This is a genomic window from Rhodococcus sp. SORGH_AS_0303, from assembly GCF_030819335.1.
Classification (GTDB): Bacteria; Actinomycetota; Actinomycetes; order Mycobacteriales; family Mycobacteriaceae; genus Rhodococcoides.
The window spans coordinates 3,915,848-3,940,107 of the sequence record NZ_JAUTBO010000001.1; the positions used below are offsets into that span (position 1 = coordinate 3,915,848).

Here is a 24,260-nt window from a genome sequence, read left to right on the forward strand (position 1 = left end):
GGGTCATCCCAGCCGGACGAGTGTCTTGCCGGTGTTCTCCCCTGCCAGCATCGAGACCAGCGCGGCCGGAGCTGCGTCGAGACCGTCGAACACCCACTCGTCGTACCCGAGACGGCCCGCATCGATGAGGGACGTGATCTCCGCGCGCATGTCGCCCTCGAGATGCAGGAACGATCCGGCCCGGTATCCCCGCATCGACAGGTTCTTCGACACGAACTGGAACAGATTGCCCGGCAGACTCGGCGCCTCGGCCGCGTCGTACTGAGACATCTGGCCGCACATCGCGATACGTCCGTTCGGTCGAAGTGCGTCGATCGCTGCAGTCAGGTGATCACCGCCCACACAGTCGAAGTACGCGTCGATGCCGTCGGGCGCCGCGGCGGCCACCGCCGCGGGCAGCGATTCGTGATGATCGAAGGCGTCCGCCAGGCCGGACGCTCGCAGATGGGCCACCTTGGCCGCTGACCCTGCCGATCCGATGACGGTGGCCCCTCGTGCCACCGCGAGTCCCGCCGCGAGCCCACCGACCGCACCGGCAGCGGACGACACCCAGACCGTGTCCGCGGGCCCCACGTCGAGGATGCCGATCATCCCCGCGTACGCGGTGAGACCGGAACTGCCCAGGGGCCCGAGGAACCACTGTTCGGGCAGACCGCCCGGACGGACGACGGTGGGCGACCCGTAGCCGCCGATCGTCGCGGTGTCGGCCGAGATGAGGGCGTGCTCACGGAAACCCAGTGTGTGAGTGACGATGTCACCGACAGCGAAAGCGGAGCTTTCCGATCGTTCGACGACGCCGAGAGCGAGACCTTCCAGTGCCTGCCCTGGCGCGAAGGGCGGCAGATAGCCTCCCGGCGTCTGCCTCGACAGCCGGATGCGGATCGACGGATCGATCGAGAGCCACGTGTTGCGGACGAGCACGTCGCCGGAACGGAGCTCGGGCACCGGCGCCTCCACCACCTCGAGGTCACCACTCGTCAGTGCGCCGTTCGGCCACGAGCGCAACACGACATGACGGGTCGAGATCACCCCGGTCATGCCGCACCTACCGCGCTCGGCGTCATCCCGGTCCACCGGCGGAAGGCGCGCCGGAACGCCCGTGGTTCCGAGTAGCCCAATCGGGCCGACACGATGTCCAGGGCCTCGCCGCGCCGAAGCGCCTCCACCGCGCGGGCGGCGTCGTGTCGAGCACGCAGAGCACCCAGAGTGGTCGACTCACCGGCGAGCAGGCGCCGTAGGTGCGGCTCGCTGATGTGGAGAGCACGGGCCACCGCGGTGGTGCTCGGCAGGGGTCCGCGGCCACAGGATGCGAACTCGCACAACACCCGTCGAGATACCGGTCCGAGTTCGATCCCTCCGGATCGCGTGTCGGTCATCGGTCCCCCACGGTCCGAGACGACCTGGCGGGCGTCCGCCGCACGACTGGCGGGCTCCACGCCCGGTCCGAGGGTCCGTACAGCCGCAGCATCAACCGGAAGTCTCCGGACGGAGTCGGGAGCCAGTTGCTCGTCCCTTCCGCGGGCGGGGTCGACGCGAGTCGAACGGTCAGGGATCCGTCGTGCGCCACCGTCACGCCGGGCGTCCGGTCGGTGATTGCATATCGGCCGATCGAGTTCTCGCACAGCAGTCCTCGCTTGTGGTAGACGGTGAGGGACCAGAAGAAGCGCGCCGGCGGCGCCTCGCCGGCGGCGAAAGTGATGTCGTAGGAATGCGCACCCGACAAGGGGCGCCCACCGTCGTCCACCTCACACACCGGGTACAGCGCCTCGTCCGCCGGGTTGACGTAGATCTGAGACAACGCGACGGCCGCGCGCAGAAGATGGTCGTCGCCGAAATCCGTGCCGAGTTCGTTGACCGACCAGCCGTTCGTCGTCCGGCCCAGCGACCTCACCCGGTCGGCGATCGCATCCAGGCCGTCGGACAACCCTGCTGCGAACTGCGAACGTGCTCGCGTGAACTGTTCCCCTGCGTGCAGCGCTCTACGCAGTCGCGCCAAGCTCTCGCGGACCGCGGGTGGCACGTCCGCCGCCGCGACACCGGCGACGGCGTGGTCCAGCGAGTCGAGAAAGGCTTCCGGATCGCGTAGTTCGTCATCGCGTTCACGGAGGACGAGCGTGCGGGTGGCAGCGTCGCACGCAGCTCCGGGCGCACGCGGCCCGTCCAGCACGATGGCGTCCTGCACGGCGATCACTCGCCGGAGATCCTCGGCATCGTCCGGTCGCACCAGGATGCGCACTGCAACCATGACATGACGTGTTCGGCAGGCCACCAGTAGTTCGTCGTCCGCCATGACCACCTCGCTGCCCGAGCGGACGATATGCAGTGTCGGCAAACGGCTCCCGTGTGTCCGCTGACCCTGTACCGCGATGGTCGTCGAGTCGGCCTCACCTAGCTGAATGCAGTAGTAGCGGTCACCGAGATCGGGCATTCGAAGCGTGAACGACCCGACATCGAGGTCGACGAAGGCCAGTGAGTAGAGCGTGTCCACGTTGGGAGCCACTCCTGCGGTGAGGGTGGGATCGGACAACCTGCGCTGATGGCCCATCGTGTTCAGCGCTGCACCCGCCGATGTGAGCGGCCGGTCCACGTCAGGCTCCAGCGGGGTGTGAACCGGAGACGCAGTCGCTGAGCGAAGACGAGCGGAAATCCCCAGATCTGCAGCGCGCGCGCGTCGCGGAACAGCTCGTCGCCACCATCCGAGCAGTCGGGTGCAGTCACACCACGACCATAACTGAAGTGAGTTCGATTAGGCTAGGGACTCTCAGTGACATTGCGAGCCCTCGACCGTCAGGAGAAGTCATGTCCCAGGAGGAGGCGCACGATCGTCGGCGCCCGCGCCGGGTCTACGCCGTCGGTGCCGAACCGGACGCACGGTTCAGCCTGGCGAACGAGCGGACGTACCTCGCGTGGATTCGAACATCGTTGGCGTTCATGGCAGCCGGAGTCGCGCTCGACGTGTTCGAGGTCGGAGGGGACACGACGCCCGCACGCATCGCATCGGTGCTGCTGATCGGATGCTCCGTCGTTCTGCCGCTGCACGCGTGGTGGGCCTGGGGCGCAGTCGAATCGAGCCTGCGCCGTAATCGGCCGCTTCCGTCCCCTCGTGTCGGAGCACCCCTGGCCGTCCTGCTGGCGGTGGCCGCAGCGCTGGTCGTCTGGTCGGTCTTCTCGTGACGGGACCACCCGAGGACAGGCCAGCGGGCGCACTCGGGGACGGTGGTCTCCAGGTCGAACGGACGGCGCTCGCCTGGCGGCGCACCGAGTGCTCGGTGGCGGTGTGCGCCCTGGTGGGTCTGCGCCTGGCCACCCACCAGGGTGACGTACCGACGGCTGTAGCCGCCGGCGTCGTACTGACCGGCGCCGTCGCTGCGCTCGTCGTCGACATCGTTCGGCGACGGAAGCGCAGGCGCGCGGACGCCGGCCCGGACGCGCCGCGAGGAATCCCGGCGCGCGCTCACGTACTGGCAGTCCTCACTGCGAGTCTCGGCGTCCTGGCACTGATCGTGGCCCGCACCGTGACGTTCGGCCCCGGGCACTGAGCCCGGGGCCGTTCCGTGGCTCGGTCAGCCCTGGAACTTCTGCTCCCACTCACGTGATTCCCGCTCGATGAACTCGGGAGTGAGTTGTGTCGGATCGGGCCCGGCGATGTCATGGGCGTCGGCGGTCGCGCCGTCGATACCGGGCAGCGCAGTCGCGACCCCGATCGCCTGCGCTCGTTGACCTTCGGGGCTGACCAGGAAGTCGGCCAGAACCTGCGCAGCGTTGGGATGAGGCGCGACCGACGTGACGTGACCGTAGAACGGTGTTCCCCACGACGGCGTCGGGAGCGCCCAGTTCACCGGAGCTCCGGACGCGACCTCCTGCACGAGAGGCTGGACCATGGGGGAGACGACGACCTCACCGGAGGTGAGTGCCTGCGCGACCCCCAGCGAGCTCGGGTAGATACGAGGCTGCTGCTCGGCGAGTTGATCCACGAAATCGTCGCCGAAGTTCTCGCGGTAGAAGCGGTAGAGATCCACGTAGGACGCGATGCCGACGGGGTTGACCACGCCCACCTTGCCTCGGTACTCGGGGCGCAGGACATCGCGCGGATCCGTGAGTCCGGTCGGCACGGTACCCGTGTTCCACCCCATGCCGAAGGTGGCGGCGACGTCGAGGAAGAACCTGTCGTTCTTGACGCTGCGGTCCCGTCCGTAGTCCGGATCGTCGAACGCGTCGCCCTTCAGAGACTGGGAGTACGCGCCGGACTCCGCCGCCGACGCGATCCATGCCGTGTCCGTGACCACGTGTACGTCCGCAGTGCCCTTGCCGGTCTTGTTCTCGGTCTCGACACGAGGATTCAGATCCGCGTCCGTTCCGCGAACGAAATCGAGAGTGATCTCGGGGTACGTCTGACTCCAGGCCTTCTTCACGCTGTCGAGGATCGTGGTGTTCTGGCTCGAGTACAACATCACCGACCCCTCGGACTTCGCCGCGGCGACGACGTCGTCCCAGCTCCCCTCCACCGGAGAGGTACCCCCTCCACCGCTGCTGCCGCACGCCGTCATCGTCAGCGCCACCACCCCGACCACAGCGATCGTGGTCGTCCGGATCGATCTACCGAGAGCACTCATGTCCATCTCCTTTGTTGAACTGACCTCAGTTCACCAAGTAGGGTGGGCAGAGTCAAGAGCGATGGCGGGTGCGCGTACAGGTCGGTGCGCCGGGTGAAGGAGTGTCGGATGACTCGAGGACGAGAAGCGGCCACCGTGAGTGGCCCGACGCCGTACGACCCTGCTCGAACCGACCAGTACCAGGAATCGACGTCCGACGACGTCCGACCCGTGGCCGCCGACGAGGCGCTCACATTCGCGTCCGTGCTCGCGCAGCAGGCAGTGCTGTACGGCGTGCCCGCCGTCTACCAGTACGCGAGCATGTGTGCACAGTGCGCTCCGGATGCCGACGGTGCACCGTGGTCCGTCAACACCTTGGTCCACGAGAGAAGCACGGCCGGTTCGGATTTCCGCCAGTTCCGGGTTCCGAACGTCGACACGGTCTACTCCAATGCCTGGCTGGATCTGACCGACGGACCGGTGACCATCGAGCTACCCGACTTCGGTGGCAGGTACTACACCCTCGAATTCCTGGACGCCCACAGCAACGTGAGCAACGTCAGCGCGCGGACGCATCCGGACGGTCCACGCAGGATCGTGGTGATCGCGCCGGGCCAGGACGACCCCGACACCGCGCGGTCGTCCGACGTCGTGTCCTTCCCCGTGTCCACCCCGCTGATGTGGCTGCTCATGCGCATCCAGGTTCACGGCGCTCCCGACGACATCGACACGGTCAGGACACTGCAGGACTCGGTCGCCCTCACCGGTCCACCTCCCCGCTCCCGTTCGTGGCCCGTGCTGCTCCGGGAGGAGGTGGAGTCGTCCGCCGCCGCGTTCCTGACGGCCCTCGATGCCGTGGTGGCCGTCAACGGTGTTCCGGTGCAGGATGTGTCGCACGTTCACCAGTTCCGTCAGCTGAACGTCGGTCCCGGTACGCCGGAGGTCGGCGATCTCGACGAGGTGGTGTCACGAGGCGCCGACCTCGGCTTCACACGCGCCATGTCCCTGCTCGACACGTCCCGATCCCGCCTCGGGCGGCGCACGGCGTCCGGGTGGACGCGGGTACTCGACAAGGGCGCACACGGACACAACTTCGTGGCACGCGCCGTCATGAACTTCGTGGGGCTCGGAGCCAACGTCGTCGAGGAGAACTGCTCGTACAACACGTACGTCGACTCCGACGGGAACGCACTGACGGGCCTCGAAGGCTGCACCTACGAGATCTCTTTCTCCGAACCCCCACCCGCAGAGGCGTTCTGGAGCGTCACCCTGTACGAGGCCGATACCGGCTGGCTGTACGACGCACCCGGCGACGTGTTCTCCGTCGGATCGACCACCTCGTCGGACGGTGTGGTGTCCACTCCCTCTCGCATCGTGGTCGGGTACGCGAGACCCGATGACCTCGATAGTCGGGAATCCTGGCTTCCCGCCCCACCACGTCCGTTCTTCCTGGTACTACGCATGTATCGACCTCACGAAGACGCGGTGACCGAACATTGGTCACCGCCGCCTGTCGATCCGTCGAGGGTTCCGTCACCTACGTGCCCGTGAGCCTCGAACCACGTCTCAGCACGACCCCACCGAGCGAACGCTCCTGGACCATGTGAAAGGGAACCACCATGGCGATCGATCTGACCTACGACCCCGTCGTCCGCGAGTGGATCGAGCGCACCCGCACGTTCACCCGCGAGCACGTCCTGCCCATCGAGGACAAGTTCCTCGGTGACGTGACCGCCGCGGGCGGCGACGACCTACGCCGGGAACTGCAGGCCGCGGCGAAGGACGCAGCAGTCTTCGCTCCCCACGCGCCCCGCGAGTACGGCGGCGGCGGACTGTCCATGAGCGACCGCGCCCCCGTGTTCGAGGAAGCCGGCTACTCCCTCTTCGGACCGATCGCGACGAACATCGGCGCACCCGACGAAGGCAACGTCCACCTGCTCGCCCACGTCGCCTCCCCCGCCCAGAAGGAACAGTTCCTCGCCCCCCTCGCCCGCGGCGACGTGCGGTCCGCGTTCGCGATGACCGAACCCGCACCCGGCGCCGGCTCGGACCCCTCCGCCCTCACCACCACCGCCACCCGCACCGACGGCGGCTGGCGCATCGACGGCCACAAATGGTTCATCACCGGCGCCGACGGCGCCGGATTCTTCATCGTCATGGCCCGCACCTCCGGCACCCCCGGCGACCGCGGCGGCGCCACGATGTTCCTCGTCCCCGCCGACACCGCCGGCATCACCGTCGGCCGCCACATCAGCACCCTCGACCGCGCCATGATCGGCGGGCACTGCGACGTCACCTTCGACCGCGTCGTCGTGCCCGAGGACAACGTCCTCGGCGCCGTCGACGAAGGATTCACCTACGCCCAGGTCCGCCTCGGACCCGCCCGCATGACCCACGTCATGCGCTGGCTCGGCGCCGCCCGACGCGGACACGACGTCGCCGTCGCCCACGTCGCCCACCGCGAAGGGTTCGGCAGCCGCCTCGGCGACCTCGGCATGGTGCAGAAGATGATCGCCGACAACGAGATCGACATCGCCGCCACCCGCGCCCTGCTCGTCACCGCCTGCCACGCACTCGACCTCGGCGACCCCGCGAGCAACAAGACCTCCATCGCCAAGACCTTCGCCGCCGAAGCCATCTTCCGCATCGTCGACCGCGGCGTGCAGATGTGCGGCGGACTCGGTGTCTCCGACGACCTGCCCCTCGCCCGACTCTCCCGCGAGGTCCGCCCCTTCCGCGTCTACGACGGACCCTCCGAAGTGCACCGGTGGGCCATCGCCAAACGCGCCGTCGGCGCCGCCCGCCGCGCCGCCGCCAAGGAACAGCCGTGACCACCACGCTCCCCGGGATGAACATCGCCGCACTCGAGACGTTCCTGCGCGACAACGGCATCGACATCACCGGGCACCTGCGCGTCGACCGCATCGCCGGAGGCCGGTCCAACCTCACCTACCGCGCCCACGACGACACCACCTCGTGGATCGTGCGGCGCCCCCCGGTCAGCGGACTGACCCCCTCCGCCCACGACATGGCCCGCGAGTGGACCGTCACCCGCGCCCTCGTCGGCACCGACGTCCCCGTCGCCACCGCCGTCGCCTTCGACGCCGACGGCGCCACCCTCGGAGCTCCGATGACCGTCGTCGAGTTCGTCCACGGACAGGTCGTGCGCACCCGCACCGACCTCGACGCCCTCACCGACGACGACATCGCCGCCAACACCAGCGAACTCGTCCGTGTCCTCGCCGCGCTGCACGCCGTCGACCACCACGAAGTCGGACTCGCCGACTTCGGCAGACCCGACGGATTCACCGCCCGACAGGTCGCCACCTGGGGACGGCAATGGCACCGCGTCAAGACCCGCGACCTGAACGACATCGACCGACTCCACCGGGCCCTCACCGACGCCGTCCCCACCCACTGCGCCGCCGCCATCGTGCACGGCGACTACCGCGTCGACAACACCATCCTCACCCACGGTGAACCCGGAACCGTTGCCGCACTCGTCGACTGGGAGATGTCCACCCTCGGCGACCCCCTCACCGACATCGCCCTCATGTGCGCCTACCGGCAACCCATGTTCGACACCGTCCTCGGCGTCGACGCCGCCTGGACCTCCCCCCGCTACCCCGACGCCGACGACCTCGCCCAGCACTACGCCGCCGTATCCGGACGCGACCTCGCCCACTGGAACTTCTACCGCGCCCTCGCCGACTTCAAGATCGCCGTCATCGCCGAAGGCATCGCACACCGCGCCGCCACCTCCGACGACACGGACGGCACCGCCGCAGCAGCCGCCCACGCCACAGTCGAATTCGCCGCAGCCGGGCTGCGCGCGTTCTCACGGTGACCCGCAGACACCACTTCTGATCGAGAGGCCGACAGCAATGAACGACATCGAGTGCGACGTACTGGTCATCGGCGGCGGGATGGCCGGTCTGACCGCCGGAGCCCGCGCCGCGTCCGCAGGCAGATCCGTCGTCGTGGTGGAGGTCGGTGCGGATGTCGGCGGATCCGCGCGCTATGCCGGATACGTCTGGACGGCACCGGATCACACCGTCATGGACGCACAGAACCCGCACGGCAACCCTGCCCTGAGGCGACTGCTGGTGGACCGGTTCCAGGACGGCGTGCAGTGGTTACGTGACACCGGTGTGGAGGTGGGCGATGCGCAGCGAATCCTGTCCTTCGGGCGAGGACACAAGTTCGACACCAACCAGTACGTCGATCTGTGCAGGCGGATCGTCCTCGAGTCCGGCGGATCGGTCCTTCTGAACACGTGCACCGAGAGCCTGATGTTCGAGAACGGCGTCGTCACCGGCGCGGTGATCCGGACCGGCACCGCGGAACCACAGGACGTGCGGGCGGCGCACACCGTGCTCGCCACGGGCGGTTTCCAGGGGTCCGCAGCGCTGCTCGAGAAGCACGTTCATCCGAATGCAGGGCGCATGCAACTGCGCTCGAACCCCCACAGCACGGGCGTGGGCCTGACACTCGCCGAGAGCGTCGGCGCTGCCGCCGGTGCGATGAACGCCGGCTTCTACGGGCACCTGATTCCCAGCGGGGTGACCCTGACGGACCCGTCCGATTTCGTCGACATGTCGCTGTACTACAGCGAACACGCGCTCCTGTTCGATCTCGACGGGACGCGCTTCGTCGACGAGACACTCGGTGATCACCTGACGACGATGGCTCTGCTCGACCGGCGCGAGGCACGCGGGCTTCTCGTGGCGGACGCTCGCGTGCACCGGGACTGGGTCCTGGCGTCGTACGTCGAGGGCGCCGTGGCCGTCGACAAGTTCGCACTGGCGAGCAAGCGCGGGGGTCGGGTCGGACGAGCGGACACGCTCGAGGAGCTCGAATACCTACCGGAGGACTGGGGATACGACGGAGCCGCCATCGCGGCCGCGATCGCCGACTTCAACGAGTCCACCACGTCGGCGGAGGGCCCTGTGCCGGGCCGAGCGCTGGATGCGAGCCCGCTGAGCGAACCGCCTTACTACGTCATCGAAGCCGTCCCGGCCGTCACTTTCCCGTTTCACGGCGTCAGAGTCGACGGCGACGCCCGTGTTCTGACACCGAACGGCGAGCCGATTCCGGGCCTGCTGGCAGCCGGTTCCGACACGGGCGGCCTGTGGAACCGCGCGTACGCAGGCGGTCTGGCGGCCGCTCTGGTGCTCGGACTCGTCGCCGCGGAGACTGCCGGGTGACCCCTCGGGAAGGATGATGCCGCCGCCGCGCTGCGCGTGTCACGGCCCCTCGCGGCCGTGGAGGGTGGCGATGATGCGCTGCGCCTCCTCCACCGACGAATGCTCCCGAGTGACCGCTCCGGCCCGCAACATCGCCGACGCGACATCGACCGCCACGGCATGCCGCGCGACCAGGATGCCGATGGCCACGCTCGTGAGATCGGTTGCCTCGTCCCCGTCCACGGTCGCCAGCGCGGCGTCGCCTGCGACCACGGGCCCGATGACCCGCACCAGGTGTCCGATCAAGACGTCCGTTCCTGCCGGCAACGGCCCGCTCCACACCGAGCGCCGGTGCAGTTGCACGCACCCGAGGGGGGCGTCCACCGCGCCCAGTGGGAGCACCCTCACCCACCCGACATCCAATGCCACCAGGTCGTCGATCAGCAACGGCCACCGCGCCCCGTCGTGGCGGTCGTCCACGATGATCGTCCGGCCCACCGCACGGTCACTCGACACGAGATCGACATCCGCGCCGTGCAGGTACAGCAGGTCGGCGATCCTCTCCGCCGACGAGTCGGTGGTGTGCAGCACGCGTCGCGTATCGGGGTGACGCGGGGACGACACGACCACCGCGCCACCGTCCGCGCCGGCGACCCCGACACACACGTCGACGAAATCCGACAACCGCTCCCCCGGGCCGAGTCGAGGCCCGTCGGACGCGGTCGCATCACCGGGGTCGTTCATGGTCCATCCCTCCACCAGGCGTTCGCAGATCGACTCGCGTACGCCTCGTTCAGCTTTCCCGTCCGCGACGACGGGGGCAGGTCGCGTCCTCACGAGACGGCGGACGTGCTCGCGTCCGATACGCCGCCACGACAGAATCGGCGATGCGCCCGCGGTCGGCGATGGCGAAACCATGTCCACGCGCCCACGTGCGGATCGCCGCGGTCTCCGCGCGGTCCGCTGCCGTCCGACGCCGCACCGTCGAGATGTCCTCCGACCGACGTCCTCGGGTGCTCCACTCCGTGAGCAGGCCGTGGATCTGCGCTGCGTTCTCGGACGACAGGTCGATCTCGAACCATGTTCCCCGGTAACCGAACACGACGGTGTCGTCCGCGGACATCCCGTCCAGGTCGTCGATCAGCGTCACGTCAACCTTGCGAACCACGCGGAGCTCCTCGGACACACGTACGAACGACCACGCAGGGTGACCCCGCACGGGCCGATCTGCCGTTGTATCGGTAGGTAGTAGGAAGCCGCCACACTCTGGACGCCGCTGTCTGTGCGTGTCCATACCCTGTCCGGTGCCACTCAACCTTCCGTGAGGGGAAATTTTCTCTCTCGACTCCATGTGATCTTCGAGCGGTGTTTCAGGGTGGTCCCCCACTGGGCACAATTCTCCGCAGGTGCCCCGCTGCACCCGGAGTTCGGTGCTCGACTGTCGAAACCGACGGCGGTCGGCACCGACTTCCCGAGTTCGCGAGGCCCGTCACCGGTCGGCGCGACCTGAGACAGTGATGGAAAGAGCGCCGTGACCACGTCGGACCCCACACCGCCCGAGCTGCGGCTCGCTCTGGCCGTCCGGGCAGTTGCCGCACTCGCCGACGACGACCACGTCGCCGAGCTGCTCGATCGACTGACCGACGTCGCCTGCACCCTCGTCGATGCCGCCGACCACTGCGGCATCACGCTGTCGATCGGCGATGTCACCTTCACCGCCGCAGCCTCGAGCACGGAGATCGCGCCGATCAACGACCAGCAGTACTCCGCCGACGACGGTCCCTGTCTGCACGCGGCTCGCACGGCCGCCACCATCGTCGTCGATTGCACGGTCGACGACGATCGATGGCCGCATCTCGGACCTGCTGCTCGCCGCGTCGGCATCAACACCATGCTGTGTGCGCCGATCGTCTGCGACGATCGGCCGGTCGGATCGCTGACCCTGTTCGCCCGTGCACCACAGGGTTTCGACGATCTCGATCACCGCCTCGTCGAGCTGCTCACCGGAGTGACAGCGGATGCTCTCGAGAGGGCTCGACGTCGCCGCGAACTACACGGAACCATCGCCGGGCTACGGGACGCGCTGGTGCACAGGGCTCCCATCGAACAGGCCAAGGGCATTCTGATGGCACTGCGTGGTATCGACGAGGATGCGGCTTTCTCTGTGCTGTCGACCCGCTCCCAACATCTCAATCGCAAGGTGCGCGACATCGCCACCGAGTTCGTCGAGTCCGTCAGCGCCGCCGCGCCGACCGGCGATCTCTGACCATCAGCGACGCACCCGCTCCCCTGTCAGTGGAGCCCACCGTCCACCGGAGCAACGAGGTCCCCCACGTCTCGCGGCTACCCGCGTCGAGCAGGCCGGGTGCGTTTGGCGCTGTACAGGGCCGTGTCGGCGAGGGCGAGGAGGTCGGCGAGCCGGACGGTTCCGGAGTTGTACGCGATCCCGATGGTGACGGACACCTCGACATCGCTCTCGTCGAGCGCGATGGGTTCGCGAACCCTGTCACCTAGTCGGGCGGCCAGCCGGTCCGCACCCTGCTCGCCGCCGGCGCCCGTCGGGGCGAACGACGCAATGATGAACTCGTCGCCACCGATTCTGCCGATCACATCCTCCGAACCGCACTCGGACCGCAGACGCTGAGCGAGCGTACGCAGGACGAGATCACCCGCCGCGTGTCCGTGAGTGTCGTTGATCTCCTTGAAGTAATCGACGTCCACGAACAGCAGCGCCGTCGGAGCAGCGAGGTCGCAGTCCGGGTGGGTGAGCCTCTCCAGCAGTGCCGACCGGTTCAGGACGCCGGTCAGGTCGTCATGACGAGACCGGTCCAGAATCGACTGGTACGCGTCGACCAGGCGAGCGGTCCGTTCGACGGTCTCGGTGACGTCGCGAAAATTGATCGACACGTGCCCGTCCACGAAACTGCCCGTCAGTTCGATGGTGCGACCGGGCACGTACAGGGATGCCGTCTGCAGCGTCACCTCACCACGCGTGGCGAGGACCTCGCGGTGGAAGTCACCGAAGAACGAGTCCCGCCTCCGCGGCAGTGCGTCGTGAATGTGTCGGCCCAGGATCTCGGCGCGAGGCACCCCGAGATGCCGTTCGCTCTCCGTGTTGATGTAGCGGACCACCATGTCTTCGCCCAACACCATGAAGCCGAGCGAGACCCGATCCAGCACCCGCGTGAGTACGGCGTCTGCGCCGAGTTCGGGGTCCACGGCGAGCACGATGCCGGTGAGAACTCCGGCGCCGGACTCGTTCGTCTTCTCGATGGTCATACTCCGGGTCAGGACGTACCGCAGGGACCGGTCCGGAAGCACGATCCGGTAGAGGCACTCGGCCCCGAGCGAGGTGTGGGCATCCTCGAACATCCGCTGCACGACACTCTCGTCGTCGGGATGCACTCGTTCGTGCCACACCTGCATCGCGGGACGGTCCGCGGGCGCCGCGAAGATCTCCCTCGCGCGGTCGTCGAGATCCAGGCGCCGGGCAGCGATGTCGTAGCGGATCACACCGATGGTGGCCGCTCGCGCCTCGACGTCGGACACCGACGGCTGCCCCGGCGACCACTGCAGACGATGTACCGACACCCTGACACCCACTCGTTCGTGCTCACGGTCGGGGACATCCTTCGCCACCCGCCCCGGATATCGTTCTACACCGGCGCACCCGGCGATCTGACCGTTTCGCCCCATCGCCGGGCGGCACTGGTCGCCGAACAGCCGGACGGTTCCCCGATGACCGGGGAACCGGAAGCGAGCCGACAGTATGGACACTGCTGTCCGAGTTCGAGAAGAACAAGGGTCGTCGCGCGGAATTGGCCGAGGCTGTCGGTTCAGTGCAGGCGGCGGTCCGCGACACTATTTCACTCGGCTCGAGAGACGGCCCCGAGATCGTGGACGGTCTCGAGATGCACCGGCCCGTCGAGCACCCGCTCCACCCTGACGAGCGGCGTCACACACGTGTCACGCTCACCCCGGCGGGAAGGCCGTCGTCGCCACCAGCGAGACCGTCCTGTCGCCCCGTGGGGTTCACCCGACTCTCCCCCGCCGCCTCACGAGCTGAGATCGACGCTGATTCCCAGTCCTCGCTCACGAGCTGCTGTGATGACGAGGCGTGCGACGGCGAGGTCCTCCGCACCGATGCCGGTCGAGTCGAAGAGTGTGATCTGCTCGTCCGATGATCGACCGATCCTCCGGCCGGTGATGACGTCACCGATCTCGGTGCTCAGGTCGTCCTCGGTCACCGCACCCTCGGCGAGTGCGAGCACGGCATCCCCCGATTTGGACAGCGCGGTGCTTCGACTGTCCACGACGACCCGCGACCGCGCCATGGCCTCACCGTCCACTTCACGTTCGTTCGGGCGTGGCGCTGCACCTACCACGTTCAGATGCGTTCCGGTGGTGAGCCATTCGCCGCGCAGGATCGGGTGAACCGACGGGGTGAGAGTGCAGACGATGTCGGCGCAGCGGGCCATCTCTTCCACCGACGCTGCCGACCGCACCAGGAGATCGTCACCCTCGAGGGCCGTACGGAACGTCTCCACCGTGCTCGCCGATCTGGACGACACCAGAACACTGGTCACGTCCCGCACAGTGCGGATCGCGCGGACATGCTCGACCGCGAGCGCGCCGGCGCCGACGACACCCAGCACAGCCGGCCCCGGCCGTGCCAGGTACCGGGTGGCGACTGCACTGGCGGCTGCGGTCCTGATGGCAGTGATCGCACGTCCGTCCAACAGAGCGACGCATTCTCCGGTGCGAGTCGAGGTGACCAGCATCGTCGACCGCTGACGAGGAAGTCCGCGCGCACGATTCGCGGGTGCGTCGCAGAGCACCTTGGCCACCGCCAGTTGCGCGACACCGGACTGGGCCACCATGGGGATGATGCGGGCGTCCTCGGTGCCGTTCATCGAGGGCGGCACCGGGTTCTGGGCGCTGCCCTCACTCAGCTCCACGAACATCCGCTCGACTGCTTCCAGGACAGTGGTGCGGTCCAGCAGCGCCGAGATCTCCGAGTGGCGCAGTACCAGTGTCATCGTTCAGCCGACCGTCGTCAGTTCCGCAGCGTCGACGATGCGCGAGGTGACCAGATCCTCGAACGCGGGGGCCCGACCGACCATCTTCTCTTCGTGGAGGATGCGCATCCAGCGGTCGCTCGCAGCACCATCGATGCGCGCCGTGTCCCAGGTGCGGGATTGCTGGATTCTGGTGCACGCGGCGGTGAGAGTGGGCAGCGGCATCATGGGCCAGTGCTCGGCCAGCAGCGGTTCGAGTTCACTCACGGGCGTCGCCTTGACCGTTGCCATAGCAGCGTCCAGGGCGGATGTGAACGCGACGAGCCGATCCTCCAGTTCCTCGACACGGTCGGTGCGGCAGTAGTACACACTGTTCGGGCCGAGCCCGCCGACGTCTGCGTACTCGACGACGATGTGTCCGGTGTGGCGATCCGACATCGACTGAGCGGTGGTGATGTCGACGATGATCGCATCACCGAGTCCGTCCTCGAACAGTTCGACGAACATCGGCGTGGACAGATCGCGGAGAAATGTCGTTGCGGCGGAATCGATTCCCGCTTCCCGCATCATTCCCGCGGTGATCGCATACGGCGCGCTACCACCGATTCCCGGCGCCAACACGGTCTTCCCGGTGAGTATCGACCAGTCGAATCCGTCCGGTGTCGGTGCTCGCATGACCAGCGCCTTGGGGAACTGGTGGTTCAATTGTGCGAAGACGGTGAGCTGACGAGATGTCCCCCAGTACATTCCGGGAACCCACAGTCCGCCGAGAGCGATGTCCGCAGCGCCGCTGTCGAGATCGTCGAGCACGCCGGTCCATGGGTCACACGCCTTCGCGCGCACCGACAGACCGCGCTCGGCGAACATGCCGGCGTGATCGGCGTAGTACTCGGGAAGGTAGTTCAGCCCGTGCGCGGTGGCGGAGACGAACAGTGACTCGGTCATGATGGATGTTGCCTTTCTGTTGTGATGCACTGTATTCGAGTGTCAGGCTGCGACGAGTTCCTTCTCGTTCACTTCCTCCAGAGACTGTCCGAACGTCTCGGGTCCGAAGCGAGCGACGACGACCAGGAGGACGTACATGGCCGCGATCATGAAGAACACTCCGGCCACTCCCGCGCGGTCGAAGAAGAAGAGGGCTGCGAACGGCATGACGGCGCCGGCGACATTCCCGATTCCGTTGACGATGGACGTGCCCATTCCGCGGATCGAGGTGGGGAACAGTTCCGGCGTCCACACCGACAGCATGGTGTTGAGCATCATCGTGAAGAACTGGAAGACGGCGCCGAGAACGAGGATGGTGACAACGCTGTTCGCGAGAGTCGCGAACGCCACCGCGGACACGCACCCGAGAACCGCCGCGGTCATCACAGTGGGCCGCCGCCGGACTCGGCCGGCGAGATAGCACGCGGCACAGGCGCCGAAGAGACTGCCGACGTTCATGATCATGGTGAACAGCAGTGAGTCCGTGAGGGAGTAGCCCCTCGAGACCAACAGGATGGGCATGAGGAACAGGAGGGTGACCTGGGCACCGAACGACATCCACGAGGCGGCTCCGACCGCCGCGGTGCGGCGCAGATTCTGCCCGCGGAACACCTCTGCGTACGACGTCGACGAGGTGGTGGGAAGGATGTCGGCATCGGTCACGAACTGCTTCGTCGGCCCCGGGTCGCGAAGCCCCGAGATCGAGCCACTGGCCAGCCGCGTCAGACTTCGATTGGCCTCGTCGACACGCCCTTTGGACAACAGGAACCGCGGCGATTCAGGAAGGTAACGCCGGAAGAACACCACCAGCAGCGCCGGCACGGCAAGGATGACGTAGGTCCAGCGCCACGAAGTGTCGTCGCCGCCGAGCACGCCCCCGAGCGGACCGAGCACGAGCATGAAGAAGCCGAACGATGCGATGTTGCCGATGCCTCCGGACGAGATGTTGAGAGTCGCGAGGAGGGACCCGCGGTGGCGGGTCGCGACCAGTTCGGCGAGAATCGCCAAGCCGACCGTGAACTCGCCGCCCAGACCGATGCCCACGATGAATCGGCTCGCGAGAAGCATCTCGTAGCTGACGGACGCGGCACTGATCAGTCCGCCGAGGGTGTAGACGAGAAGGTTCAGGCTGAGCGCCACGCGCCTGCCCCACCGGTCGGCGATGTAGCCACCGATGAGGCGGCCCACGAGGCCACCGATCACGGTGGCGGTGTTGATGAGTGTCAACTGCGCGTTTCCGATTCCGAGAGAATCCTTGATGAGTGGGCCCATGGCGCCGGTGGAGTTCTGCTCGAGACTGTCGAAGAACAACCCCGCCATGAGGAGGAGAACGACAGCTCCCTGGACGCGGGTGAAACCGATGCGGTCGAGGGCGCTGGACAGTGCCGATGCGGGCGCAGGATCGACGCCCGATGGGATCGATGCCGGAGTGGATGTGGACATGGTGTGCTCCAGGGGACTGGACGGCACCGGGAACGGATGTCAGCCGGCGAGTCGCCTCTCCACGTGCTCCGAAACGACTGCCTACTTTGTATACAAACCATGTGTCATTCCCGTTGCACTCCGCTACGGATGTGTTAATCCCCTGATATACATCTCGAATAGTATACGAAAGGCAGGGAGGGCCGATCGCTCAGGTGTCGGCTTCGTCGCGCCGAAGATGCTCGTCCATGAGGAACCCCGCCTGGACGGGTGCGCCACCGAGGATCGCCGACGCGAGCGCCGCGTGGTCGTGAACGGTGGCATCGGGATCGTCACCGAGACCCCACTCCACGCGTCGATTGACACCCGCCAGCATCTCCCTGAGCTGGTCGTTGCCCGAGGCGATGGCGATGAGGTCGTGGAACGACCGGGCGCCGCTCCGGTCCGCGGGTGATCCCCCGCCGCAGTCACGCGCCCGTTCGACGACACGCGCCAGCTCGTCCGCCACCGAACCACCCCGGTTTCGAGCAGCGAGCTGGGCGGCGAGAACCTCGAGCCCGTGCCGAACTTCGAGCAGCTCTCGATTGTCCTTGTGGAGAGTGGTCGACACCGTCGCACCGCGATACCGCACAGTGGTGACGAAACCTTCGGCTTCCAACTGCGCCAGAGCCTCTCGAACCGGCACGCGGGACACACCGAAACCCTTGGCGATGGTCTCCTCGACGAGCCTCTCCCCGCCGACACGACGACCCGAGAGGATCTCCTCCCGCAAGTGTGCCGCGATGGTGTCGCCGGGTGACCTGTCGTTCTCTCGACCCGCATCCACGGGAAGAAGTCTAGTCGGCCGGTCCTCTCGATGCCGGGATCGTGACGACCCGTCCGCCGGTCACGCCTTGTCAGCCTTGCGTTATTTGCATTCATAATGCAATATTCGCATGAGCATCGGGGCGGGCCGGGTGCGAAGACCGGAGGGGGTTCCATGATCACGGTGACCAGTGCCGCAGGCGGTGTCGGACGGCTGCTCGTCCGACAGCTGGCATCACGGGGTGTTCCGATACGAGCGGTGGTGAAGAACGACGACCAGGCCCGTTCGACTCGGCGTGACGGGGCCACCGAGGTCGTCGTGGGCGATCTGAGAGCCCCGCAGACACTCGACACGGCCCTCGCCGGCACGACCGTCCTGTACCACGCGGCTCCGACCAAGATCATCGACGAGCGACCCATCATCGATCACCTCATCGCTTCAGGACCATCACATGGTCTGCAGCACATCGTCTTCCACTCGGTGATCCACCCCGAACTGCACCAGCTGACCCATCATCGGCAGAAGGACATCGCGGAGGGGATGCTGCTCGGCAGCGCGATCCCCACCACCGTCCTGAGACCGTCGCACTACATGCAGAACTACCTCGAGGTGTGGGACCTTCTGCACGCGGGCGTCATGCCGTACCCGGTCTCACCGGACAGCGTCATGGGAGTGGTCGACCTCGCCGATGTCGCCGAGGTGGCCGCCACCATCGCACTCGATCCGGACCCACACACCGGGCGTACCTACGACCTGTCCACCGTCGAACTGACTCGCCACCAGATGGCGGCGATCTGGTCGACGGTGTTGGGCCATCGCGTGACTGCTCTCCGCATCCCGCCGTCATCGCTCAGACACAGGACGGCCGCCCTGCCCGCGCTGGGACCGATCCTCGTCGAGGCCGTCCGGGCGACCGGAATGCACTCCGCGAGCCACCTCGTGCGGGGAATCGGCGCGGCCGCCAATCCCCGCGGCATGAACGACTGGCCGCACGATGCGCGCGAGGCGTACCGCACGATGATGTCGCATTACGACCGGCACGGACTTCCCGCCGGTGATCTGACCGTGCTTCCCGCACTGCTCGGACGCGAACCCACCTCCTACGAGGATTTCGCCCGCCGGTCCGCCTCCGAGCGTGGGCATCGGTCGAAGGACTCCCGAGGATGAGTCGCTCGCAGGATCCATTCCGACCGGCGCGGTCCATGGTGACCGGGGCGAGTTCCGGCATCGGGGCCGGGTTCGCCCGAGCCCTGGCCGCGCGCGGCTCCGACCTGGTGTTGGTGGCACGACGGGAGGACCGGTTGACCGCTCTCGCAGCCGAACTCGAACGTGCACACGGCATCCACTGCCGTACGGTCTCCCATGATCTGTCGGAACCCGCAGCCGGACGTCGACTCCGGACCCTGGTTCCCGAGAAACTGGACCTCGTCGTCAACAATGCCGGCTTCGCAGTACAGGGCCCGTTCGTCGACAACGATGCCGACGACCTCGCGCGGCTCCTGGCGGTCGATGTCGCTGCAGTGGTGGACATCTGCTCTGCCTTCCTCCCCGACATGATCTCCCGCGGCACCGGATCCGTCGTCAACGTCGCCAGCACGACAGCGTTCCAACCCGTTCCCACCCTCGCCGTCTACGCCGCAGCCAAGGCGTTCGTCCTGAGCTTCACGCAGTCGTTGTGGTTCGAGTCCAGGCGCCACGGTGTCCGAGTGTTCGCACTCGCCCCGGGTCCGACGCGCACCGAGTTCTTCGATGTCATCGGCGAGTCCGCCGCGACGACCGGCTCGTACCAGTCACCCGCCGAGGTCGTCGCCACCGCGATGCGCGCCCTCGACGCCAGAACCTCACGTCCACAGATCATCTCAGGACGGAGGAACACCATCGCGGCCGCCACGGCAGCGCTGACGCCACCTCGGGTACTGCTTCCGGCGGTGGCGCGGCTGCTGCGCTGATCTCCTAAGTTGCCGTCCCCGCTCGGCCGACTCGGACTGTAGTGTCACGATCATGGCCAGGGCCTCGAAGTTCACTGCGGCCGACCGTCGCGCCGCTGTGGAGCGTGCCTTCGAGGGAACAGAGAGTCCCACCGCCGTCGCATCTGATCTGGGTGTCCACCCGACCACTCTCTATCGGTGGGCCGCGTCCGACACCACGGACGACCCGGGGCCGGCGCCGACTCGGCTCGTCCACGCCACCCAGACGCTGCTCGAACACTCCGACTACGGCGACATCACCGTGGAGGCCGTGGCGCAGCACTGCGGACTCGCGGCTCGGACCGCATTCCACCACTTCCCCACCAAACGCGACCTGTTCCACGCAGCCGTCAACGATGCCGCCACCACGCTGATCGACCGCATGGCAACGCGTTCCGAGCAGGCGACGTGGCCGGACGATCCTCTGGGACAGCTGCGATCGTTCCTGCACATCGCCGCGGCCACCATCTACGACACTCCAGCGACCCACGTGCTGTTCCGCAACATCGGTGTTCCCCGCAGCGAAGGAACCGCCGAGGGGTGGCACACCGACTTCGTCGTCGCGATCGAACAACTGCTGCACAGAGCGGCCGATGCCGGTCAGATCGAACGCCACACCGACGTGGCCGCGGCAGCGCAACTCGTGACCGGCGCCATGCGCGGGATCCACACCGCCGTGTTCGACGGCGCCTCTCCCGATGTCGCACTCGACCTGGTGGACCGCGTTCCCCTGCTGATACCTGGCCCCCGTCGAACGTGAGATTCGCAGCGTCGAGGCACCCCGCACCTCACCCGATCACGCGGTACCGCAGCATCATCTCGTGATCCTCGTGGTCGAGGATGTGGCAGTGCCACATGTAGCCCTGCAGATCCCCGGCCGGTGCGCTGTGAACTGCATGGTCGTAGGACGCCAGGGCACCCGGTTCGGGCGGCCGGGGGAACACGGCGTCGGGATCGAAGTCGAGTTCCTCGGCGGTGGGGAATCGCACGACGATGCGAGTCACGGTGCCCGGATCGAGTCGCACCGTGTCCTTCCACCCGCTCTCCCACGGCGCCGGAGGGAGTCCCGGACCGGCGAGGAAGGGTTCCGGTGACGGCGTCCACTTCGTGCCGACGGCGGGTTGCGGATGAGCGAGTTGAAGCTCGACGGTGCGTAGCGGGACGCGCTCGAGAATGCGGAAGTGCACCAGGTGCAGATGGATCGGATGCGGATCCGCCGTGATGTTCACGATGTCCCACCGCTCGGTGGTCCCGGCGCGGGGCGACTCGATGTCCCCGTCGGTGTAGCGGAGGTTGTTGAGAGCCATGTACGCCGGCGGAAGCCGTAGCGCGTACGGCTGACTGACGGTGACGACACGGTGGCGGTCGGGAGTTGCGATCGGCGGTAGTGGTTCCGGTCGTGATCCACCGTCGCGCAGACGGTTCGGGATCGCGCCCGTGTGGCCGCGAGCCGCGGTGACGTCGAAGCGGCAGAAGTGCGTCATGGCGACGGCGCCTAGTTGCGCAGCCTGGAACGGTGGTGCCTCGTCGTTGAGCAGCCGCACCGCCGTGCCGGGTTCGACTGCCCCGAAGTCCACGAGCACGTCGTAGCGCTCCCCCGGGGCGATCCGGAGGTGTCGAGTCTCGACCGGGGCATCGAGCAGTCCGCCGTCGTTACCGATGACCAGAAACGGGATCTCGTGATCGAGGTAGAGATTCCAGACGCTGTACGAGCCGGCGTTGATCATACGAAAGCGATACACCCCGCGAGCGACCGGGACACGCGGCCACACAGCACCGTTCACCACTCCGAGATCGCCGACGGCCCCGCCTTCCCAGGATCCTTCGGGCACCACGGGGGTGGATCGCAGACTCGCTCTGCCATCAGGATTCAGGATCTTCTCCTGCAGTACGAGCGGCATCTCGAACTCACCTGCGGGCAGACCCAGCGGATTGCCCGCTTCGCCGGTGTCGAAGCGGTCGCGAAGCAGAACGTTCCCGGCGAGCCCGCCGTACACGTTCGCGCGGGTGATTCCCATGGCGTGGTCGTGGTACCAGAAGTGCGCCGCCTCCTGGCGGAACGGGAACTCGTAGCGCAGGGTGCGACCGTAGTGCACGAGTTGCTCGGCGTGCCCGTCGCTGTCCGGCGGGGTCAGCCCGCCGTGCAGATGCAGCACCGTCGGCGGACTGGTCCGGAAGAGTGGTGAGACTCCGTGGAGACTCGTGTCGAGATCGCGCGCGAACGGGTGCGGGCCGAGGTCGTTGGTGAGGGTGAGCGACATCCGCTGACCGGACACCGCTTCGAGGGTGGGGCCGAGCACCGTGGTCGCCACCCCGTCCACCTCGTACGCCATCGCGGGCGCCGCAGACACTCCCGAGTGATATCGGTGCATCGTGGACACCGTTCGGACGACATGGTCGGCCCCGCGCACAGTAGGTAGCGGAGCCACCTCGTCGATGTACGGCGTCAGTGTCGGCGAGTGGAACAGCAGCGGACTCGAGAGGATCGGCTGAGCCTGAGCGCGGGTGACAACACCCCCCGTCGCACCCACTGCCACCGCCAAGCCCAGATTGCGCAGGAACCGCCGGCGCGCCATCGCACCGTCACGACCGACCGAGAACTCCTCCGCCACTTCGCACCCCCATGCCCGCGGCGCGAGTGCGCCGGGGCTGACCGTACCGCACCGTATGGTGTGTCGAGTGCGTTTTCGCGTGAGTGCGGAACGGCCCGCTACCGCGAGGTCAGCAGGGCGAACATCGCCCGCACCTCGTCAGGGGTGGGCGTGGGAAGGTTGTCGCGGGCATGCACGAAACCGATGCCCGCGTACACGAGAAAGCCTGCCCGCAACCGTGCCTCGGCCTCATCGAACCCCAGTTCGCGCATCGAGTTCTGGACCACGTCGAAGATGCGTTGATCGAGCTCCCGGACGACCACGGCAATCTTGTCGTAGGTCCGAGCCCAGTCCCGCACCGCCGCCTCGACAGCCCAGGTACGTTCCTGCAGAAGCAGTTCCGCCATCACCTGCAGTCGCGTGTCCACGGGTACGGTGTCCACCTGAGCCAGTCCGCGAAGCGTGTCGTTCTGCTCGTCGCACCACTTGTCGGCGATGGCGGTCATCAGCTCGTCGATGTCGGCGAAGTGCCAGTAGAAGCTGCCCTTGGTCACCTTCAGCCGCTCGCACAGCGTCGTGATCTTCACTTCCGACACGCCCTCGCTCACCAGTAGTGCGAAGGCGGCGTCGATCCAGTCGTCGACGGTGAGTCGCGGAGCCCGTGGCGCGGGCGCCGACTTCTTCTCGCTGCCACGCCGTCGACGTGCTGGAGCGCCACTCCGGGTGCGGGCATCGCCGGACGCGGCCTCGGGTGCCATCGCTCTCCTTCGTGTCATCGGGCTCGACTGATTCGTCGATCGTACGATCACCTCGTCGGCTCAGGTCCGACCGAGTGCGTCCAGCGCGAGTCGCCGTACCTGCTCGTCGCTCGAGAGCCGGGTGTGGTCGACCGTGCTGGTCGGATCGACGGACTGCACGACGATCGCCTCGCCACCCGGCATCGCACTCGTGAGCGGAGCGGTCACGAGTCCGTCGGTCGCCGTGACGAGGTCGACATACCGCACCCCAGCGACCGGTACGTCGACGGGCGGAGTCGTGAGAAACGACGACCCCGCGACGATCTGGCCACATGCCCCGCACCACGGACCCACCAGGGGCTTCTCCAGACGGGCCAATTCGTCGTAAATTCCGATACCGCGGTTGAACGCGGCAATCGTGCCGGCCCCGGCGAGGTTTGTGCCGCGCCAGAGCGGTCCGAGCGTGACCAGTGTGGACACCGGGGCAAGTTCGTCGTTCATAGAGCGGGTCAGTGCAGACTGCACGGCCAGCGCTCCCGCGCCGCGTGCGACGACGCGGATTCGCGACTCCCCGGTGCGGGACAGGATCCCGTCGATCGCCGACCGTATCTGCGATGCGGAGTCCTCGAGTGCAGCCAGCCCGGCGACCGTGACGACCGGCCGGAGCGCCTCCGTGAGAGCCGATTCGCCGTAGGTCAGCGCAACCGGGCACCACCCCCGAGTCGTCAGATCGTCGGTCCACCTGTCCCACTCCGCCGCGGAGGCACCCAGATCGTGCACCAGGAGAACAGTGTCGCCGCAGGAATCAGTCGGGCCGGCCATGGACGGAGCCACGACACACGCCTGGACTCCGACCGCGATGAGCACGACGGATATCAGCTTGCTGCACAACGACATTCATGACTCCCGGGGCCGAATCGTCGAAAACGTTCGAACACACCATACAGTGCGGTATGGT

The 24,260-nt window shown here is 67.3% G+C and carries 25 protein-coding genes; 10 read left to right on the plus strand and 15 right to left on the minus strand.

What is annotated here, in order from left to right:
• Positions 1 to 3: 3 nt before the first annotated feature.
• Genes QE449_RS18585 through QE449_RS18600 form a run of 4 tightly spaced genes read right to left on the minus strand, consistent with a single transcriptional unit; the run spans position 4 to position 2,718 of the window.
• Positions 4 to 1,038: an NADP-dependent oxidoreductase gene (locus QE449_RS18585; RefSeq protein ID WP_307109355.1), complete on the minus strand. Its 1,035-nt coding sequence runs from the start codon at positions 1,036 to 1,038 to the stop codon at positions 4 to 6.
• A complete protein-coding gene (locus QE449_RS18590) occupies positions 1,035 to 1,376 on the minus strand; it encodes a helix-turn-helix domain-containing protein (protein ID WP_222639982.1) in 342 nt (113 codons plus the stop codon). The genes QE449_RS18585 and QE449_RS18590 overlap by 4 nt, the downstream gene beginning before the upstream one ends.
• The gene (locus QE449_RS18595) at positions 1,373 to 2,587 is read right to left on the minus strand and encodes a DUF1214 domain-containing protein (protein ID WP_307109356.1); all 1,215 of its coding nucleotides are present in this window, start codon (positions 2,585 to 2,587) and stop codon (positions 1,373 to 1,375) included. Before QE449_RS18595 ends, QE449_RS18590 begins: the two co-directional genes overlap by 4 nt.
• Positions 2,551 to 2,718: a hypothetical protein gene (locus tag QE449_RS18600; protein ID WP_307109357.1), complete on the minus strand. Its 168-nt coding sequence runs from the start codon at positions 2,716 to 2,718 to the stop codon at positions 2,551 to 2,553. The genes QE449_RS18595 and QE449_RS18600 overlap by 37 nt, the downstream gene beginning before the upstream one ends.
• 81 nt (positions 2,719 to 2,799) lie before the next feature.
• On the opposite strand from QE449_RS18600, the gene QE449_RS18605 reads away from it, so the two are divergent.
• Positions 2,800 to 3,174, plus strand: coding sequence for a YidH family protein (locus QE449_RS18605; RefSeq protein ID WP_285189858.1), 375 nt, complete (start codon positions 2,800 to 2,802; stop codon positions 3,172 to 3,174).
• Positions 3,171 to 3,539: a DUF202 domain-containing protein gene (locus tag QE449_RS18610; RefSeq protein ID WP_222639995.1), complete on the plus strand. Its 369-nt coding sequence runs from the start codon at positions 3,171 to 3,173 to the stop codon at positions 3,537 to 3,539. Before QE449_RS18605 ends, QE449_RS18610 begins: the two co-directional genes overlap by 4 nt.
• Positions 3,540 to 3,563: 24 nt before the next feature.
• Here QE449_RS18610 and QE449_RS18615 read toward each other — a convergent pair whose 3' ends face one another.
• A complete protein-coding gene (locus QE449_RS18615) occupies positions 3,564 to 4,613 on the minus strand; it encodes an ABC transporter substrate-binding protein (protein ID WP_373428318.1) in 1,050 nt (349 codons plus the stop codon).
• A 108-nt stretch (positions 4,614 to 4,721) separates the two neighbouring features.
• Here QE449_RS18615 and QE449_RS18620 point away from each other — a divergent pair, with 108 nt between their 5' ends.
• The 4 genes from QE449_RS18620 (at position 4,722) to QE449_RS18635 (ending at position 9,799) form a co-directional block, all read left to right on the plus strand.
• The gene (locus QE449_RS18620) at positions 4,722 to 6,143 is read left to right on the plus strand and encodes a DUF1254 domain-containing protein (RefSeq protein ID WP_081821078.1); all 1,422 of its coding nucleotides are present in this window, start codon (positions 4,722 to 4,724) and stop codon (positions 6,141 to 6,143) included.
• Between the two features lie 68 nt (positions 6,144 to 6,211).
• On the plus strand, positions 6,212 to 7,423 hold the full coding sequence (locus QE449_RS18625) for an acyl-CoA dehydrogenase family protein (RefSeq protein ID WP_307109358.1): 1,212 nt from the start codon (positions 6,212 to 6,214) through the stop codon (positions 7,421 to 7,423).
• Between the two features lie 17 nt (positions 7,424 to 7,440).
• Positions 7,441 to 8,439, plus strand: a complete 999-nt coding sequence (locus QE449_RS18630; protein ID WP_307109754.1) for a phosphotransferase family protein — start codon at positions 7,441 to 7,443, stop codon at positions 8,437 to 8,439.
• Positions 8,440 to 8,476: 37 nt separating this feature from the next.
• Positions 8,477 to 9,799 (plus strand): FAD-binding protein, encoded by a 1,323-nt coding sequence (locus tag QE449_RS18635; RefSeq protein WP_307095827.1) that lies wholly within the window; start codon positions 8,477 to 8,479, stop codon positions 9,797 to 9,799.
• Between the two features lie 39 nt (positions 9,800 to 9,838).
• Here the strand turns inward: QE449_RS18635 and QE449_RS18640 are convergent, their stop codons facing one another.
• Both QE449_RS18640 and QE449_RS18645 read right to left on the minus strand, forming a co-directional pair.
• On the minus strand, positions 9,839 to 10,522 hold the full coding sequence (locus QE449_RS18640; protein ID WP_222640011.1) for a hypothetical protein: 684 nt from the start codon (positions 10,520 to 10,522) through the stop codon (positions 9,839 to 9,841).
• Between the two features lie 49 nt (positions 10,523 to 10,571).
• Complete coding sequence (locus QE449_RS18645) at positions 10,572 to 10,946, minus strand: Lsr2 family protein (protein WP_081821111.1); 375 nt, start codon at positions 10,944 to 10,946, stop codon at positions 10,572 to 10,574.
• 363 nt (positions 10,947 to 11,309) lie between these two features.
• On the opposite strand from QE449_RS18645, the gene QE449_RS18650 reads away from it, so the two are divergent.
• Entirely contained in the window at positions 11,310 to 12,044 is a 735-nt protein-coding gene (locus tag QE449_RS18650; protein WP_056449433.1) for a GAF and ANTAR domain-containing protein, read from the plus strand.
• Positions 12,045 to 12,121: 77 nt separating this feature from the next.
• Here QE449_RS18650 and QE449_RS18655 read toward each other — a convergent pair whose 3' ends face one another.
• The 5 genes from QE449_RS18655 to QE449_RS18675 form a co-directional block, all read right to left on the minus strand.
• Complete coding sequence (locus tag QE449_RS18655; RefSeq protein ID WP_307109359.1) at positions 12,122 to 13,369, minus strand: sensor domain-containing diguanylate cyclase; 1,248 nt, start codon at positions 13,367 to 13,369, stop codon at positions 12,122 to 12,124.
• Positions 13,370 to 13,833: 464 nt separating this feature from the next.
• Positions 13,834 to 14,817, minus strand: coding sequence for an ornithine cyclodeaminase family protein (locus tag QE449_RS18660; RefSeq protein WP_307109360.1), 984 nt, complete (start codon positions 14,815 to 14,817; stop codon positions 13,834 to 13,836).
• Positions 14,818 to 14,820: 3 nt separating this feature from the next.
• The gene (locus QE449_RS18665) at positions 14,821 to 15,741 is read right to left on the minus strand and encodes an ABC transporter substrate-binding protein (protein ID WP_307109361.1); all 921 of its coding nucleotides are present in this window, start codon (positions 15,739 to 15,741) and stop codon (positions 14,821 to 14,823) included.
• 42 nt (positions 15,742 to 15,783) lie between these two features.
• Entirely contained in the window at positions 15,784 to 17,223 is a 1,440-nt protein-coding gene (locus tag QE449_RS18670; RefSeq protein WP_307109362.1) for an MFS transporter, read from the minus strand.
• Positions 17,224 to 17,413: 190 nt separating this feature from the next.
• Positions 17,414 to 18,028 (minus strand): GntR family transcriptional regulator, encoded by a 615-nt coding sequence (locus QE449_RS18675; protein ID WP_307109363.1) that lies wholly within the window; start codon positions 18,026 to 18,028, stop codon positions 17,414 to 17,416.
• A gap of 153 nt (positions 18,029 to 18,181) precedes the next feature.
• Between QE449_RS18675 and QE449_RS18680 the strand changes: the two genes are divergently transcribed.
• The 3 genes from QE449_RS18680 to QE449_RS18690 are packed head-to-tail and all read left to right on the plus strand — an operon-like array spanning position 18,182 to position 20,734.
• Positions 18,182 to 19,174: an SDR family oxidoreductase gene (locus QE449_RS18680; protein ID WP_307109364.1), complete on the plus strand. Its 993-nt coding sequence runs from the start codon at positions 18,182 to 18,184 to the stop codon at positions 19,172 to 19,174.
• Positions 19,171 to 19,956: an SDR family oxidoreductase gene (locus QE449_RS18685; protein ID WP_307109365.1), complete on the plus strand. Its 786-nt coding sequence runs from the start codon at positions 19,171 to 19,173 to the stop codon at positions 19,954 to 19,956. Before QE449_RS18680 ends, QE449_RS18685 begins: the two co-directional genes overlap by 4 nt.
• Before the next feature lie 52 nt (positions 19,957 to 20,008).
• Positions 20,009 to 20,734, plus strand: a complete 726-nt coding sequence (locus tag QE449_RS18690) for a TetR family transcriptional regulator (protein WP_222628083.1) — start codon at positions 20,009 to 20,011, stop codon at positions 20,732 to 20,734.
• 28 nt (positions 20,735 to 20,762) lie between these two features.
• On the opposite strand, the gene QE449_RS18695 is transcribed toward QE449_RS18690, so the two are convergent.
• The 3 genes from QE449_RS18695 to QE449_RS18705 form a co-directional block, all read right to left on the minus strand.
• Positions 20,763 to 22,550: a multicopper oxidase family protein gene (locus QE449_RS18695; RefSeq protein ID WP_373428399.1), complete on the minus strand. Its 1,788-nt coding sequence runs from the start codon at positions 22,548 to 22,550 to the stop codon at positions 20,763 to 20,765.
• 134 nt (positions 22,551 to 22,684) lie between these two features.
• Positions 22,685 to 23,323 carry a TetR/AcrR family transcriptional regulator gene (locus QE449_RS18700; protein WP_307109367.1) on the minus strand — a complete coding sequence of 213 codons (639 nt, stop codon included), beginning with the start codon at positions 23,321 to 23,323 and terminating at the stop codon, positions 22,685 to 22,687.
• A gap of 60 nt (positions 23,324 to 23,383) precedes the next feature.
• Positions 23,384 to 24,199, minus strand: a complete 816-nt coding sequence (locus tag QE449_RS18705; protein WP_307109368.1) for a triacylglycerol lipase — start codon at positions 24,197 to 24,199, stop codon at positions 23,384 to 23,386.
• Between the last annotated feature and the right edge of the window lie 61 nt (positions 24,200 to 24,260).

Coding starts and splice junctions, on each gene's coding strand:
- QE449_RS18615 (WP_373428318.1), bottom strand. CDS start 4,613: ATGAGTGCTCTCGGTAGATCGATCCGGACGACCACGATCGCTGTGGTC.
- QE449_RS18685 (WP_307109365.1), top strand. CDS start 19,171: ATGAGTCGCTCGCAGGATCCATTCCGACCGGCGCGGTCCATGGTGACC.
- QE449_RS18660 (WP_307109360.1), bottom strand. CDS start 14,817: ATGACACTGGTACTGCGCCACTCGGAGATCTCGGCGCTGCTGGACCGC.
- QE449_RS18625 (WP_307109358.1), top strand. CDS start 6,212: ATGGCGATCGATCTGACCTACGACCCCGTCGTCCGCGAGTGGATCGAG.
- QE449_RS18635 (WP_307095827.1), top strand. CDS start 8,477: ATGAACGACATCGAGTGCGACGTACTGGTCATCGGCGGCGGGATGGCC.
- QE449_RS18630 (WP_307109754.1), top strand. CDS start 7,441: ATGAACATCGCCGCACTCGAGACGTTCCTGCGCGACAACGGCATCGAC.
- QE449_RS18620 (WP_081821078.1), top strand. CDS start 4,722: ATGACTCGAGGACGAGAAGCGGCCACCGTGAGTGGCCCGACGCCGTAC.
- QE449_RS18670 (WP_307109362.1), bottom strand. CDS start 17,223: ATGTCCACATCCACTCCGGCATCGATCCCATCGGGCGTCGATCCTGCG.
- QE449_RS18665 (WP_307109361.1), bottom strand. CDS start 15,741: ATGACCGAGTCACTGTTCGTCTCCGCCACCGCGCACGGGCTGAACTAC.
- QE449_RS18640 (WP_222640011.1), bottom strand. CDS start 10,522: ATGAACGACCCCGGTGATGCGACCGCGTCCGACGGGCCTCGACTCGGC.
- QE449_RS18695 (WP_373428399.1), bottom strand. CDS start 22,550: ATGGCGCGCCGGCGGTTCCTGCGCAATCTGGGCTTGGCGGTGGCAGTG.
- QE449_RS18585 (WP_307109355.1), bottom strand. CDS start 1,038: ATGACCGGGGTGATCTCGACCCGTCATGTCGTGTTGCGCTCGTGGCCG.
- QE449_RS18705 (WP_307109368.1), bottom strand. CDS start 24,199: ATGTCGTTGTGCAGCAAGCTGATATCCGTCGTGCTCATCGCGGTCGGA.
- QE449_RS18605 (WP_285189858.1), top strand. CDS start 2,800: ATGTCCCAGGAGGAGGCGCACGATCGTCGGCGCCCGCGCCGGGTCTAC.
- QE449_RS18680 (WP_307109364.1), top strand. CDS start 18,182: ATGATCACGGTGACCAGTGCCGCAGGCGGTGTCGGACGGCTGCTCGTC.
- QE449_RS18700 (WP_307109367.1), bottom strand. CDS start 23,323: ATGGCACCCGAGGCCGCGTCCGGCGATGCCCGCACCCGGAGTGGCGCT.
- QE449_RS18590 (WP_222639982.1), bottom strand. CDS start 1,376: ATGACCGACACGCGATCCGGAGGGATCGAACTCGGACCGGTATCTCGA.
- QE449_RS18690 (WP_222628083.1), top strand. CDS start 20,009: ATGGCCAGGGCCTCGAAGTTCACTGCGGCCGACCGTCGCGCCGCTGTG.